Raw genomic sequence first — 14,564 nt, 5'->3', positions numbered from 1 at the left:
AAGCATGCACTGATGTGCAATGAAAGTAAAAATGAAGGGGCTTTTTGATGTTAGAACACACAAAAAAAGCGCCCGGCGTTAACCGAGCGCTTTTAAACATAGTTTTATGACCAGATTAACGGTTGCGATTTAACAAGCTTGATATCGCTGCCGCTTTAGTCGTAACCGCGGAAGTAAGGGTGCGGCCACGGCCTGATGGCGTAGCATCTTCCGTAGCACAGCCTCTGCGGGTACACATACGACGCATAGCACCGATGTCGCGTGCATTTACACGGCCATCGTTGTTCAGGTCGAATGACATATCAATTTCCTGACGGGCAAAAATGGCTCGCATCAGTGCAGTGACATCATCACGGTCGACATCGCCATCACCATCCCAGTCGCCGGTTACTGGCTCTTCTTCTGCTTCCAGCAGATAAGTACCAATCACAGGATCGTGGTCAGAAGCGCGATATACCAGTTCATTCAGGAATGAAGCCGGCTTGTACTCTTCGTTGTAATCGTAAAATTCAGGCTCATCACTGTTAATGTGCCATTCGTTTACGTCTACCATCATGTCCATAGCCGCTTGGTTCACCAGCATGTAATCCAGTGTTCCTGCCAGGCCATCATAAGAGTAGCTGTAAGATGCATTACCTTTCATTTCGGCAACAGAATCTGCATAACCCGCCGATGCCAATACCTGAATAGGATCTTCTTTTGCGTAAGCGTTGTAGTCGCCCAGCAGAATAGTCGCCGTGTCGCCATAGGTTTGCTCTAAGAACGCAGTAATAGCAATCGCAGCCCGGGTACGCTTACGATTACAGTAGCCTTGCTCTAAATCGCCATCTTCCTGACAGCTTGAGCTTGAACCTTTTGACTTCAGGTGGTTTACGTCAACAGCAAATGTTTTACCCGACTCAATGTGGGTGAACAGTTGAGACAGTGAAGGCCGGTTACCGTAATCCACGAACAACGGACCTTCTTCGTCAACGATACTATTCGCTTCCAGCAGAATAGCTGGCGAACCTACAGGTGTTACCACGGCTGGACGATACAGAATACCTGAGGTAATTGCATCGGTGCCCAGTTGGTCGCCACCAGCATCAACGTAAGCATACGTGCCTTCACCGAACTCATCGTTTAAGGCTTCGGTAAGCTGTGCAACCGCGCTTAACGGGCCAAAACCATCGTTTTCGATTTCCATCAGGCCCAGTACATCAGCGTCGATCTCAACCAGCGCGTTAACGATTTTCGCTAACTGACGCTCGTATTCTGACAGTGAATCTGCACCACGCTCCGTAGGGAAACCTTCGCCGTTACCATCACCATTAAACAGGTTCAGTACGTTGAAGCTAGCAACCTTCAAGTTACCTTCTTCCACATCGGGTGAACTTTCACGGTAGTTTTCTGCTACCAGTGAAGGCACTTCCGTAGGACGAATACGGTAAGCGGAGTAACCGTAATCCATCACACCCGTTACGCCTGTGATCAGGTCGCCAGAGCGAATGGTATTGTCCGGATTGAAGCCACCCTCAGGTAACATCCACTCAGAAGCATAACCGTCAGCGTTGTCGTCGATGATTAATACATCCAGAGCATTACTTGCAGCCAGTGCAGCTGATGCTTCAGTACCAGGCAAATGGATTTGTGTAGGATTGAACAGACGTTCTGTAGACACCCACACTTCGCCAAAATCGCTGTAAGGATAGATGTTGCTGATGGTCCAGTTTGCACTGCTAGTTACCACCATGCCTTCGTATTTTTCAAAGCTGTCAGCACTTTCCATCGGTAATGAAATCACTACCGGCGTGACTGCGCCAGTGCCACAAATCAGTGCGTCAGATGTAGCTTCAACAAGAGTGCGACCGTAATCTTCAGTCACATTACCTGCAACACGAATCACGTCACCTTCGGTAACAACTTCGATAAGCGAAGTACTTGCAATAAATACACCTTCAGATGTGGTGTCATCACCATCGGAATCCGCCGCTTCTTCCTGAACCCAGAGACCTTCCAGTGCAGGTGTTACATGAGTAACGATAGCTTCGATAACCACGCTTTGGCCAGTCAATGGAGATTCAGCACCTGAACCCTGTACTTCACTGATAAAGGTTGCTTCGTCGCCACAAACACCGATGTCGTCACCGCCACCGCCGTCTGAGCTGCCATAAGCGCCAAGGAACTGGAACGTATCCTGGTCGTAAACATCCCACTCAAGGCTAGGATCGAATTCGTCATAGGCTTCTGTATCGCCTTCGGTAATCGCAGCATTACGCACCAGTGTGCGGTTTTGCGTGCGAACATCACCGCCCTGCCAGTAAGAACCTGGGTCTTCGCCAATACGGCCAAAGCTATCAACGATTTCACCGTTATTGCGTAACACAATAGCGTCGTCGCCGTTGAAGGTTAAAGAGCCACTGGTGAGATCGGCAACCGCAAGGATGGCACTGTCTGAGCCGCTGTTTGCCAATACATACACATCGCCCGGCGCTAATGTGCCGCTTAATGTGAAAGTTTGACCTGCGTAGTCGCGACCATTAATGAACATCTGAACATCGTAAGCACTCAAATCAACAGGTGCAGATGTGAGGTTCACAATTTCCAGCGCTTTGTTGTTAGAGCTACCTTCAATGTATTCAGAGAAGAACAGTTCTGTAGCTGGAGTAACGTAGGTACCAATTGGGAACGGTACAGCTGCCGTTGCATTGCTGGTTTCGCCATCGAACACATTGGTGCCGGCCACTTCCCAGTTGGCAACATCAAAGGTAGATGATGGACCACCGGCAATACGGTATGCCCAGCTGTCTAAGTGATCCCAGGCTTCACCTGTGCCATCGGTGTTGATGTCGCCGTAAAGATCAACAACTTCACCGTCACAGAATACTTCAATAGCGTCGTCACCATTAATCGACATTGCGCCACTGGTATAGTCAGGTGCAAAACCGAAGAAAGCTTCGAAACCTGCAGATTCGCTGGCGATGTAAATAAACTGGCCTGCAACCGCAGAGACTGCTGGGAAGGTAAATTCTTCGCCGTCAGTGCCACCACCATTATTTGCACTGCCCACACCACAGGTACTTAAGTCGTCGATGTTTTGATTAACGAACAGTTCGATACCTTTTGGTGTACCGCCACTCAACGGGCCATCAAAAACACCTGTCAGTGTGAGCGGTGAGAATCCACTTGGTACCGGAGTCGGTTCTGGTTCCGGCTCTGGCTCGGGATCAGGCGTTGGTTCTGGATCTACAGCATCACAGCTGTCAGCACTGTAGAACAAGCTCACCCACTCAGGATGGTCAACAAACGGGTTGCGGTTGCCCTGATATTCGTAGATTGCACTTTGACGGTTAGTCTCAACAACATCAACCGGGTCAGCATCATTCCACGCAAGCAAGGTACACAGTTTACCCAGCGAAGGTTCGCCAGAACTGGTGATGCGGTTAACCAGCGTTAAGTCTGGTGTAACATCACTACCCGCGCCTTCGTAGCGGATATCCATGTACAGCATTTGACGGGCAATATCGCCTTTCACCGCATCGCGAGGCTCGAAGGAATCGCTGTCACGGCGGTTAGCAGGCGCTTCCGGCAGAGGCGCATCAGAATAATCAAAATCCAGATTGCCACGTGAGCTGTTTACCGTGATATCAGAAGGGCGTAGGTGCTGAATATCAGTATAAGCTTCCGCGCTTGAACTGCTAAAGCCATGACTTTTCGGCCAGCTATGCTCACGGTTCCAGTAATCAGGCTGCGATGAATCGCTGCCCGAACCATTTTCTGACTTTGGAATAGAGTTGCCTGAGTAAATCAACAGGATGTTGTCAGGATTCGCAGGATCTTCGTCGGTTTCCGTTAAGGCAGTCCACACTTCACTGTACGTCAGTACGTGCTGACCAGAGATCGTTTCACTGAGAATTTGACGAATAATAGCGGTATCAGAACCGGCGTCGATTTCAGACTGCACTGCAGCATAATAAACAGCAGGATCAAACGTCGAGGCGTCAGCCACTTTATCGATATCAGGGCAATTGGTACAAACGCCGCCGAGATCTTCATCTTCGCCGCCGCCATCGCCACCACCGTCGCCATCACCACCACCATCGTAGTCGTGAGAGCCCAGACCGGTGTAATCGTTCTGAGGCAGGCCAACCCACTCGCCGAGTCCATAGGCATCGTTAGGGTTGATATCGCCCGTGGTCACTGAGCTATTACGGATGAGGGTTTGGTCTTTGGTAGACAGGCCACCTTCGCTCCAGGATGAACCCGGATCGACACCGAGCTGACCAATACTGTCGAGTATGTTGCCCGCGTCATCGGTGAGAATAATGGCATCATCACCATTGTACAGACTCTGAGTTGTCAACTCATCGGCCAGGGCCTTCAACGCATCTTCCGCGCCTGATTGCGCAATAACTAACGTACCGCCCGGCGCGATAGAACCACTTAAATCAACAATGGAACTGGCTGACAAGCCACCATTATTGTATACGGAAATGGTATAACCACTGAGAGACACACTTTCTGTCGTTGGATTGTAGAGTTCCAATGCTTTATTGCTACTACTTCCCTCGACGTACTGAGATATCAGCAAGTCACTGCCACTGGCAGAGACTGAGGCTGTAATCCCCAATACCAAAGGAAGCACGATAGGTGCTTTCATTATTGTTGCTCCTGCTTGTTATTAGAAACTGTCCCAAAGTGCAGTTGAAGAGTATAAAGAAAATACTACAGAGAAATGACAACTTTTTGACCAAAACTGACATTATTTTGACCAACTGGTCTACAGGTTTTGCGTAGTAAGGGCTGCAGGAATATTAGGTTAAATTTATATGTAAATTTTATCGAGGAGCGGGCATAAAAAAACCTGAGCGACGTCAGGTTTTTTGTAAACGAGCAGTTTGCTAAACGTTAGTTTTGTGCGAGAGCATCGGCCATTTCTTCATCGAACCAATCTTTCAGCATCGCTTTCTCATATCCCAGATATTCGTTTTGTCTGAACGTGGATGGATTATCAAGAAAGCTCATGTCTTTTAACTTCACATCAGCACTTTTTAATACTTTTCCACTCTCATCAGTGAGTGAATAAGAAAACGAAATTCGGGGAATGTCCACACGCTTGATGATGCGAACGTCACTGCCTGTAGCGTTGCCAAATACGAAACTGCTTGGCCATACCTGCCCCGCAAGATCCAGATTGGTGACGGTCATTGATAATTTTTCTTTCTCAGGCAGCTTTTCAGCGAGTTCCCCCACGTACTTATCGAGGGCCTCGAAAGTGCGTTCACGAAACTTAACCCGACTTTCATTCGTCGGCCTTACATCTGCGTACTTTTCTGGATTCTGCCAGACTATTTCCGCAGTTGCGGCACTGGACTGAGTAGATGCAAGGGAGCTCCCTGCAGCCAAAGAAACCAGTATTATTTTCCAAACAGAATTCATTTTATGACTCCTCAATTGAAATACCAATACACAGTGTTGCCCGATACCATTACGAAACACTACGAGCAGCTTCGTAAAACTACCTCCGTACATCACTTAGAGCCTCTCGCTGCCAATTTGTTCCATTGTGTCAGCAACGGGCAATACGTTTACTATACTGGCAACTAACTTCGCTTTCGATTTTTCACAGCAACCTATTTATACCACACTCAAATGAACAGACACTGAACGATAGTAGATATTTTAAACTGCACTCATATCAAAAAGTAGCAACGCTAACATCAGACATCGAATAAACAGCTGTCGCAAGTTCATTCTCTGTCAAGGCTAAATGCAAGGTACCTGAAAGCCAGACAGCATCAAAAGTCCAATCTACTCCCTGCTTGTATTCCGCATAGATGATTTGGTTGGGAGGAGGTGGCGGCAGATGCATGCAGGCGCCAAAATAGGGCACTAAGAAGAAACTAACAATTTTTCCTGATTCTGTGAAATCCAGTGGAACCATAAACCCGGGAATACGAATTGATTGACCATCGAGTTTTTTAACGCCATTGGTCGATACTAACGCTCGTTCATAATCGTTGGTTGGTGCAGCGATACCCGATTGAATACGACTACTGATTTTATCATCCTCAGAGCCATCTTGAACTTGACGCACTGAATCAGGCATATTTTTTAACACTAACAATTCTTCAGGAGGTACAAGATACTCCCATTCTAAGATTCGGGGTTCTTTATTGTCTGCCGCAGCCGGGTAAGCCAGCAGAAAACCATAAATCATTAACACACTACAAAATAAACGCGAGTGACCAAAGAACACTGTTAAAACCGTCTTCAATATGAGTGTTTTTTAGCCTGCCTCAAATTGAAAAAATAGACCATGCTAGTCATCGGACGACGTGGGAGATTAACGAAAAAATGAAAAGTGAATTTTAGATTGTTGTATGAAAATTACGGGTATTCAAAGCGAGTGAGACAGCAGTTCCGTACTCGCGATGGCGGCGCAAAAATGCCTCAACTCGCCACCACTAATAAAGGGGTTAATGTCGTCGGTTACGCAATAGGTGTGATGAAAAGAAATGATGCTATCGCGACTTTGCAGGATTTCATCGACATAATCCTGTTGGAACGGACGAAGTTGTTCCCGCATGGGTGCCGTTACCGATAGCAAAGATTCCAACTCTTTGCGTTCCTGCCATGTGGCGACATATTCGTACCAACTGCTCACTTCAGCCTGAGCATCTTTAAAAATATACTGAACCATTGGCAAACGGAGCACAAAGATCAGTACTGCTATCTCTGAAATCACCAAAAAACCACGCCACATCTGATTAACCTGACCCTGTAATCGCAAAGCCAATCTCATTCAGACAGCAGAGACACGGCTTTATATTTAACCTGATAACCTGTTGAGAATATAACCGCCTGAAAGCTAATTAAATAGTTTGAGTTTTATACCTGAATATTGTTTTTAATAAGCCGGAACAGACTGTTATGCGCTTTTTTTCTTGATCTGTATTAAGTCTGGCTTATTTACTCTTGCTATACTGGCAGCAAATAACAGACACCTGTGTCAGTAAGGTTGCCTTCATGAGCGAACAAATTCAGGTCAAAAACGTCTCTCCGGTAAAAGTGCATCAGCCGCCCGGTGGCAGTAATAAAAAACGCCCATCGGCTCGCAGCCAAATTTATGTTCGTGCCGTTAAGGGCCCTATCGAGACGTTCCGCCGCTTATTTGGCTTTGTTTTTGTTGGTCTTTTTGCGCTCATCCCCTGGATTCAATACGACGGGCATCAGGCTATCTTGTTGGATATTATGAACCAGCGTTTTACCATTTTTGGTCTCACGCTGTGGCCGCAAGATCTCACGTTACTGGCTTATATTTTTATTGTTGGTGCATTCGCGCTGTTTTTTGTCACCACTTTCGCCGGGCGGGTTTGGTGTGGATTTATGTGCCCGCAAACCACCTGGGTTTATATGTATGTGTGGTTTGAAGAAAAAATCGAAGGGCCCCGTAACAAGCGCATTAAGCTGGATGAACGCCCTCTCGACTTCGATAAGTTCTGGCGCAAATCACTCAAGCACATTGCCTGGCTTTCTGTTGCCCTGCTCACCGCCCTCACCTTTGTGGGCTACTTCACACCGATTGGTGCATTGTTTATCGACTTTTTTACCTTCAATGCCAGTTTCTGGGCGGTATTTTCAATTCTGTTCTTCGCAGGTTGTACCTATGGGAATGCCGGTTGGATGCGGGAAATTATGTGTACTCACATGTGTCCTTACGCCCGCTTTCAGTCTGCCATGTTCGATAAAGATACCTTTACGGTTTCTTACGATTACAATCGAGGGGAGAAACGTGGACCTCGCCCCCGTAAACTGAAACATGAAGAATTAGCAGACAAAGCGCTCGGTGATTGTATCGACTGCAACCTGTGTGTACAGGTATGCCCTACCGGTATCGATATTCGCAATGGGTTACAATATGAATGTATCAACTGCGGTGCCTGCGTAGATGCCTGCAATGGCGTCATGGAGAAAATGAACTACCCCAAAGGGCTGATTAGTTTTACCTCTGAAGAGCGTCTTACAGGAGGCCATACAAATATTGTGCGGCCCAAACTGATTGGCTATTTCGTGGTACTGTTAGTGATGATTGGCCTGCTCATGGCAGATATTCTCACTCGCTCACCATTAGAAGTCGACCTGATACGTGATCGCAACTCCCTGTTTCGGGAAAACGGCCGGGGCAATGTAGAAAACGTCTACACCATCAAAATTCTGAACAAATCTCAGGACACCCATACCTACACTATCGAGGTGAAAGGTTTAGCTAGCTACAATATTTTAGCCGATACCACAGTAACTGTTGGTGGCGGAGAAGTCTTCAGTATGCCACTATCTCTGGAAACCTCTCCGAAGAACCTTAGCGAGGCGGTGACAGACATTTATTTCCATGTCCGGACCGAAGATGCTGAGGGCAATGTTGTGGAAGTCGATGAACCAACAAAATTCCTCTACAGATAGTAAAGAACAAGGCGATTTTGCCTTTGCGGGCTTAAGCCCTGACACCGTATTAGACGCCCTTGAAAGCTGCCGGATTTACCCAGAATCTGGCTTGCTGGCGCTGAACAGCTATGAAAACCGGGTTTACCAGTTCAAGGCCGATGACGGTCAGCGCCTGGTGGTAAAATTCTATCGCCCCAGCCGCTGGAGCGATGAACAAATCCTTGAAGAACACAGTTTCGCCAAAGAAATCGCCGATGCCGATATTCCACTGGTGGCGCCGATGGAAGTCGACGGGAAAACCCTGCACCATGCATGCGGATTCCGTTTTGCTGTATTTCCGTCTGCCGGTGGACGCCAGTTTGAGGTTGATAACCTCGATCAGCTTGAGTGGATGGGACGCTTCATCGGCCGCATGCATCGCGTCGCGCAGGCTAAACCTTTCCAATTTCGGCCCGAACTTAATCTGCAGAATTTTCTCGATAAACCCCGGGAAATCCTCACCACAAGCCGACTATTGCCTGGCCATTTAGAGACCGCCTTTTTTGCTATTCTTGACCCGCTGATTAAAGAAACCCAAAAGCGGTATGGCGCAACCAAGCTTATTCGCCTTCATGGCGACTGTCACCCAGGAAACATTCTCTGGCGAGACGGTCCCATGTTTGTGGACTTAGATGATTGTCGTATGGGGCCAGCCATCCAGGATTTGTGGATGATGCTGTGTGGTGACAGGCAACAACAACTGCTGCAATTGGATGTGCTGGTAGAAGCTTACGAAGAATTCCACAGCTTCGACAACAACCAACTTGCGCTGATTGAGCCGCTTCGTGCCATGCGTATGGTGCATTATATGGCTTGGTTGTCTCAACGCTGGGAAGACCCGGCATTTCCGCGGGCGTTTCCCTGGTTTGCCGAAGACAAATACTGGGAAGGGCAGATCCTTGCGCTTAAAGAACAATTGGCAGCGCTCCACGAGCCTCCGCTAAAACTGGGTTATTAATCCAGACTTAAGCCCAAACTTGCTGTTAACTCGCGTTTGCGACATCTTGTCGTGAACGCTAGTCGACACGGGATCACTGTGGTACTCTTTTTTTGATTTTGTATTATGGATTGTTAACCGATGAAAAAAATTGCTTTATTTCTGTTGACTGCCCTGCTGCTTCCTCTGCAGGCTTGCGCAGATGACGTTAAGTGGAAAGAAGGAACCCATTACGAAGTATTAGACCAGCCGGCAACGTCAAAGCCTACGGTTTATGAGTTCGCTTCCTTCTGGTGCGGTCACTGCTTCCGTTTCGAGCCAGTGGTAGCCGAAATCAAAAAAGCCCTGCCAGAAAACGTAAAGTTTACCAAGATCCACGTAAACTTCATGCCTGGTGCTGACGAATCAGTACAGGATGACGCCACCCGCGCCATGATGATTGGTCGTGTGCTAAAACGTGAAGATGAGTTGAACGGTGCAATCTTTAACTACATTCATCAGCAACGTGCCACAGTAGGTGGAATGTCTGATCTGAAAAACATCTTTGTGGTTAATGATGTCGATCCGGAAGAGTTCGATAAGTTAGCGAAAACATCTAACTTCTCCGTTGACAATATGGTGAAGAAAAACCTGAAAATTCAGGAACAATATCGTAAAGACGTGACCGGTACGCCAACATTTATCGTAAACGGTAAATACAAGGCAACCTTTGTACAAGGCATGACTTTCGATGACGTTAGAGATTTGGTTGTTTGGCTTTCTCAGCAGTAACACAAATATGATTTGAAAAACGCGCCCGAATGGCGCGTTTTTTATTTGGAGCTTATTTTTTGGAGATAGCAATGAGCGATATTCAGGCCTTTGCCAATTTCATCCGCGAACTCGATCAACTTAAGGCAGTGAAGCGACAGGTACGTTTACCTTGCGATGGCGATCGACAGGAAAATAGTGCAGAGCATAGCTGGCATGTGGCGTTAATGGCTAACGTGTTAGCGCCTTATGCCGAGCAGGCGATAGACATTCAGCGCGTCACGCAGATGATACTGATCCACGATCTGGTGGAAATTGATGCCGGTGACCTATTTGCCTTTGCGGAAGTGGCAGACCATGCAGAGCAAGAAGCTAAAGAATTCGCTGCCGCAGACCGCATTTTCGGCTTGCTGCCTGACGCCCCGGGGAAACATCTTCATGCTTTGTGGCATGAGTTCGAAGCGGCAGAAACCGCAGATGCTAAATTTGCCAAAGCCATGGATCGGGTTTTACCGGTGTTCCAGAATATGGCAGCAGAAGGTGGAAGTTGGGTTCGCCACAACGTAGCGAAAAGTAAAATTCTGGCCAGAAATGCCCATCTTGAGCATTGTGCACCTAAATTGTGGGCCTATGTGAACGAACAGTTGGATTTGGCGGTGTCAAAGGGGTGGCTGACCGCGTAAACGGCTACCCGTTTTTATTTCGTCAGTTCGTTAATTGTTGCCCAGTCGTCGGGATCGTTCACATTCATAAGTTCGTTCCCGAACCGCTGTAAATCAACCGCTTCGCCGTTAAAACAGTGAAGTAAGCCCCGTAGCGATAAAGATGCGTTTTCTGCTGTGCGCTGCTGCAACTGACGAAACCCTTCTTCCGAGTACAACAACACTAATGGCATCACTGCATCTAATGCATACACGCTACAATTCGCAGTGCTACTGGCATCAAGGGCAGCTTGTAAACAGGCAACAGAACACAGCGGCATATCTACCGGCATGCAAAGTAGCCTTGCCCCGTCCTCAACGTCAGCTTGTTCAAGCAAACTGAAAAGGGCCATAGCAGGCCCTTTGTCTTTGTAGGTATCGATAAAATCACAATCTTCCCGGCCTGCAGTGAACACGTTGTCTGTGACAATTGAAAGACGCTGACGCGTGACGTCGAGTAACGTGCTGCCCCCCAGTTTCAAGCGGGACTTATCCCGCCCCATTCTGGATGACTTTCCACCGCAGAGAATAACCCCGGTTGTCTGATTGTTTAGAATTTTAAGCCTACCCACACCCATACTTTATCTGTATCCACTTTAATGTCACCGGCATCGTAGGTCGCATACTTAACACCGAGTGAGAAATGTTCTGCAAACTTGGTCACATATTGTAAATTAAGTTCACTACCCAGATCACTGATTTCTGCCGTAGCTTCGTCAGCATCAAACTCATGGTAGGCAGCCAATACCTTACCACCAAACAGCGGGCCAGTGATGGTGAATGACAAATCTTCAAGACCTTGCGCTGGTGTTGCCAGGAATTGGTCACTCCAACCGTTAAATTTGTGTAGCGTTGCTAACGGCGTTGAGAAACCGTACATGCCGTCATCTGAACCCAATACTTCATAGGTAACCTTTCCGGTGAAACCAGATACTACGGCACCACCTTCCAACATCAGATAGTCGGCATCGTAGCTGGCAGCGCCAGAGTCATTACTTTGGGTAGCAAATTCAGCGTTATAAATCAGTTTGAATTTATCGAGTTCAGTGCTGCCTGCATAGCTGATACCGTAGGTATCTAATGAGTTGTTGGTATCGTTATCAACTTCCAGCAAGTAAGCATAACCCGTGAACTTACCGATAGGGCTAACATAGGACACGTTAACCAGGTGATCTTTGCTGTCTAGATCCTGTGCTTCAGCAAAGATGCGGTTACGCTGAGTAACATAACCATAAAATGCTGTGAGGTCACCAGAGGTGTATTTTGCAGAAACGGCATCAAACGTTTGCCAATCCTGACGCCAGCCAACGTGACCTACAAAACGGTGTCCATCAAGAGCGATAATTTGACGACCGGCTTTCAGGGTCAGGTTTTCATTTTTGTACTGTACAAAGCCTTGATGTAATTCAGTGGTCTCAGGGTCGGCAACAACTGAATATTCGCCTGGTTTGAAACCTGTAGGCGGCACAGAGTATTCGCCTTGGTCAAATGCAATACGCACATCTTCCATTTGCGCGGTAACCGAGAAGCCATTGTAGCTACCGGTGGTCACACCAACCAGCGTACGCAGAGTCAGTGCACTAGCATCTTTCAATGCGTTGTCTTGATCCACACCTTCATAACGCACACGAAAATCAGCGGTTGCTGTAGATTGCTTCATTGCGTCATACCAGTCGGCGGCCATCGCAGGGAAAATTGCACCAGAGAGTGCGACTGCGACGACTGTTTTTTTGAAAAATGCAGTTGGTTTCATTGTGTATTCCTCTGATTTTGAGTCAGAGATAGCCCGCCCGATCCAATTGGCCGAGCTATCTCATTGATTTTTATTTAAGTGTTGTTTTTTAAGCGGCGTCAGTCTTGCTTGATGACGCGCCTTTTTCCGTGCCTGATTTTCTTGCGCTCACTGGCTCCACTTTCTTCTGTTTTTCATATAAGAAAGTCAGCACTTCATGGCGATAGTGGTTGTATTCCGGATTGTCAGCTAGCACCAGACGATCGCGGGGACGAGGCAAATTCACTTCAAGTATTTCGCCTACTGTGGCGGCAGGACCATTGGTCATCATCACAATGCGATCAGAAAGCAGTACGGCTTCATCTACATCGTGGGTAATCATGATAACGGTATTGCCTAAATCGGCGTGGATTTCCATTAACGAGTCTTGAAGATGTGCACGGGTTAATGCATCCAGTGCACCGAAGGGTTCGTCCATTAGTAGAACTTTCGGTTCCATCGCCAGCGCACGAGCAATACCGACCCGTTGTTTCATACCGCCAGAAATTTCTGAAGGTAGCTTGTCGATGGCGTGAGTCATGTGCACCAATTCCAGGTTGTGCATCACCCACTCTCTGATCTCGGCTTTACTTTTGCCACGCAGCGTTTGCTTTACAGCAAGCTCTACATTTTTATAAACCGACAACCATGGCAACAAAGAATGGTTTTGGAACACCACGGCGCGTTCCGGACCCGGTTCCTTCACTTCTACGTTATCCAGAATAACGCCACCCGTGGTTGCCTGATGAAGGCCGGCCACGATATTTAGTACCGTCGACTTACCACAACCTGAGTGACCTATCAGCGAGATAAACTCCCCTTTTTTGATATTCAGGTTAACGTCGCGTAACGCGGTAAAAGGGCCTTTAGGTGTAGGAAAGTCGATTCCTACCTGAGTCAGTTCGAGATGTTTAGCGTTCATGCTCATATCCTCTTAATTAGCGTAATACGCTGTTTTTGTCCCAGCTAACCATGCGTTGCAACATCAGCATGATGCGGTCCAGTACAAAACCGATAGCACCGATGGTTAATACAGCAACCATAATTCGGGCCAATGAATCTGAGCTTCCGTTCTGGAACTCGTCCCATACAAACTTCCCTAGACCTGGGTTCTGCGCCAACATTTCTGCGGCAATCAGAACCATCCAGCCAATACCCAGCGACAAACGTAAGCCGGTAAAAATCATTGGGATCGATGCAGGCAAAACAATTTTCGACAGGTGAGTAAGGGGCTTGAGGCGCAGAACGCGACTCACGTTCACCAGATCTTTGTCAATGTTTGATACCCCAACAGCGGTATTAATCAGTGTTGGCCACAAACAGCACAGCGATACGGTAAATGCAGAAGTCACAAAGGACTTCGAGAACATTGGATCATCTGAAACATATAGGGCACTGACCACCATGGTTACCAGTGGTAGCCAGGCCAAGGGAGAAACAGGTTTAAATAGCTGAATAAGTGGATTAATAGCGGTATAAGCAGATTTGCTCAGGCCGCACACAATACCAACCGGTACCGCAATTAGTGACGCAATCAAGAAACCAATCATAACGGTGTATAGGCTGGTCCAGATTTGGTCAAAAAAGGTTGGCGCACCGGTAAACTCACGAATTTTTGGCTCGTAAGTTGGGTCTTTGGCGACCCTTGCGGCATTGCGCTCTTCCTGTCGGGCGTAGAACGCATCGGCTTTTTCACGCTGAGCACTATGTTCGCTAACGAGTGTCAGCGTCTGTTCCCAAACTTGCGCCGGACCGGGAAACTGCCCGAGTGACGTATCAATGGTTTTAGCCACACCATTCCAGACAGCCAGGAAAAGCAGTAAACCAATTACCGGCAACAACAATGCCTGTAAGTGTGAAAGTAACGTTTTACCCATGCTGCTTTCCTTAGAGCCGATGAATGTGACAATAGACGCTGACTTACTCATTTTCGTATCTCCTG

The 14,564-nt window shown here is 47.5% G+C and carries 12 protein-coding genes; 4 read left to right on the top strand and 8 right to left on the bottom strand.

What is annotated here, in order from left to right:
• Window positions 1-115: 115 nt before the first annotated feature.
• The 4 genes from ACXAFQ_RS13095 to ACXAFQ_RS13080 all read right to left on the bottom strand — a co-directional run bounded on the left by ACXAFQ_RS13095 (window position 116) and on the right by ACXAFQ_RS13080 (window position 6,784).
• Window positions 116-4,639, bottom strand: coding sequence for an ExeM/NucH family extracellular endonuclease (locus tag ACXAFQ_RS13095; RefSeq protein ID WP_474822935.1), 4,524 nt, complete (start codon window positions 4,637-4,639; stop codon window positions 116-118).
• 248 nt (window positions 4,640-4,887) lie between these two features.
• A complete protein-coding gene (locus tag ACXAFQ_RS13090) occupies window positions 4,888-5,418 on the bottom strand; it encodes a DUF3016 domain-containing protein (protein ID WP_474822931.1) in 531 nt (176 codons plus the stop codon).
• Window positions 5,419-5,677: 259 nt separating this feature from the next.
• Window positions 5,678-6,238 (bottom strand): DUF3299 domain-containing protein, encoded by a 561-nt coding sequence (locus ACXAFQ_RS13085; RefSeq protein WP_474822929.1) that lies wholly within the window; start codon window positions 6,236-6,238, stop codon window positions 5,678-5,680.
• Between the two features lie 141 nt (window positions 6,239-6,379).
• On the bottom strand, window positions 6,380-6,784 hold the full coding sequence (locus ACXAFQ_RS13080; RefSeq protein WP_474822925.1) for a hypothetical protein: 405 nt from the start codon (window positions 6,782-6,784) through the stop codon (window positions 6,380-6,382).
• Window positions 6,785-7,008: 224 nt separating this feature from the next.
• Between ACXAFQ_RS13080 and ccoG the strand changes: the two genes are divergently transcribed.
• The 4 genes from ccoG (at window position 7,009) to ACXAFQ_RS13060 (ending at window position 10,833) form a co-directional block, all read left to right on the top strand.
• On the top strand, window positions 7,009-8,442 hold the full coding sequence (ccoG, locus tag ACXAFQ_RS13075; protein WP_474822922.1) for a cytochrome c oxidase accessory protein CcoG: 1,434 nt from the start codon (window positions 7,009-7,011) through the stop codon (window positions 8,440-8,442).
• Complete coding sequence (locus tag ACXAFQ_RS13070) at window positions 8,414-9,421, top strand: serine/threonine protein kinase (RefSeq protein ID WP_474822919.1); 1,008 nt, start codon at window positions 8,414-8,416, stop codon at window positions 9,419-9,421. The genes ccoG and ACXAFQ_RS13070 overlap by 29 nt, the downstream gene beginning before the upstream one ends.
• Before the next feature lie 120 nt (window positions 9,422-9,541).
• Window positions 9,542-10,171 (top strand): thiol:disulfide interchange protein DsbA/DsbL, encoded by a 630-nt coding sequence (locus tag ACXAFQ_RS13065; protein ID WP_474822917.1) that lies wholly within the window; start codon window positions 9,542-9,544, stop codon window positions 10,169-10,171.
• Between the two features lie 71 nt (window positions 10,172-10,242).
• Entirely contained in the window at window positions 10,243-10,833 is a 591-nt protein-coding gene (locus ACXAFQ_RS13060; RefSeq protein ID WP_474822913.1) for an HD domain-containing protein, read from the top strand.
• 14 nt (window positions 10,834-10,847) lie between these two features.
• Here the strand turns inward: ACXAFQ_RS13060 and mobA are convergent, their stop codons facing one another.
• The 4 genes from mobA to ACXAFQ_RS13040 all read right to left on the bottom strand — a co-directional run bounded on the left by mobA (window position 10,848) and on the right by ACXAFQ_RS13040 (window position 14,550).
• Window positions 10,848-11,423: a molybdenum cofactor guanylyltransferase gene (gene mobA / locus ACXAFQ_RS13055; RefSeq protein ID WP_474822908.1), complete on the bottom strand. Its 576-nt coding sequence runs from the start codon at window positions 11,421-11,423 to the stop codon at window positions 10,848-10,850.
• On the bottom strand, window positions 11,402-12,604 hold the full coding sequence (locus ACXAFQ_RS13050) for an alginate export family protein (RefSeq protein WP_474822906.1): 1,203 nt from the start codon (window positions 12,602-12,604) through the stop codon (window positions 11,402-11,404). Before ACXAFQ_RS13050 ends, mobA begins: the two co-directional genes overlap by 22 nt.
• 88 nt (window positions 12,605-12,692) lie before the next feature.
• Window positions 12,693-13,544 carry an ABC transporter ATP-binding protein gene (locus tag ACXAFQ_RS13045; protein ID WP_474822904.1) on the bottom strand — a complete coding sequence of 284 codons (852 nt, stop codon included), beginning with the start codon at window positions 13,542-13,544 and terminating at the stop codon, window positions 12,693-12,695.
• Between the two features lie 16 nt (window positions 13,545-13,560).
• Window positions 13,561-14,550: an ABC transporter permease gene (locus ACXAFQ_RS13040; protein ID WP_070123799.1), complete on the bottom strand. Its 990-nt coding sequence runs from the start codon at window positions 14,548-14,550 to the stop codon at window positions 13,561-13,563.
• Window positions 14,551-14,564: the final 14 nt, after the last annotated feature.

The organism is Alteromonas sp. ABH2_165 (genome assembly GCF_056159945.1).
Note: the sequence above shows the minus strand (reverse complement) of the source record. Positions and strands in the feature narration are given on the sequence as shown.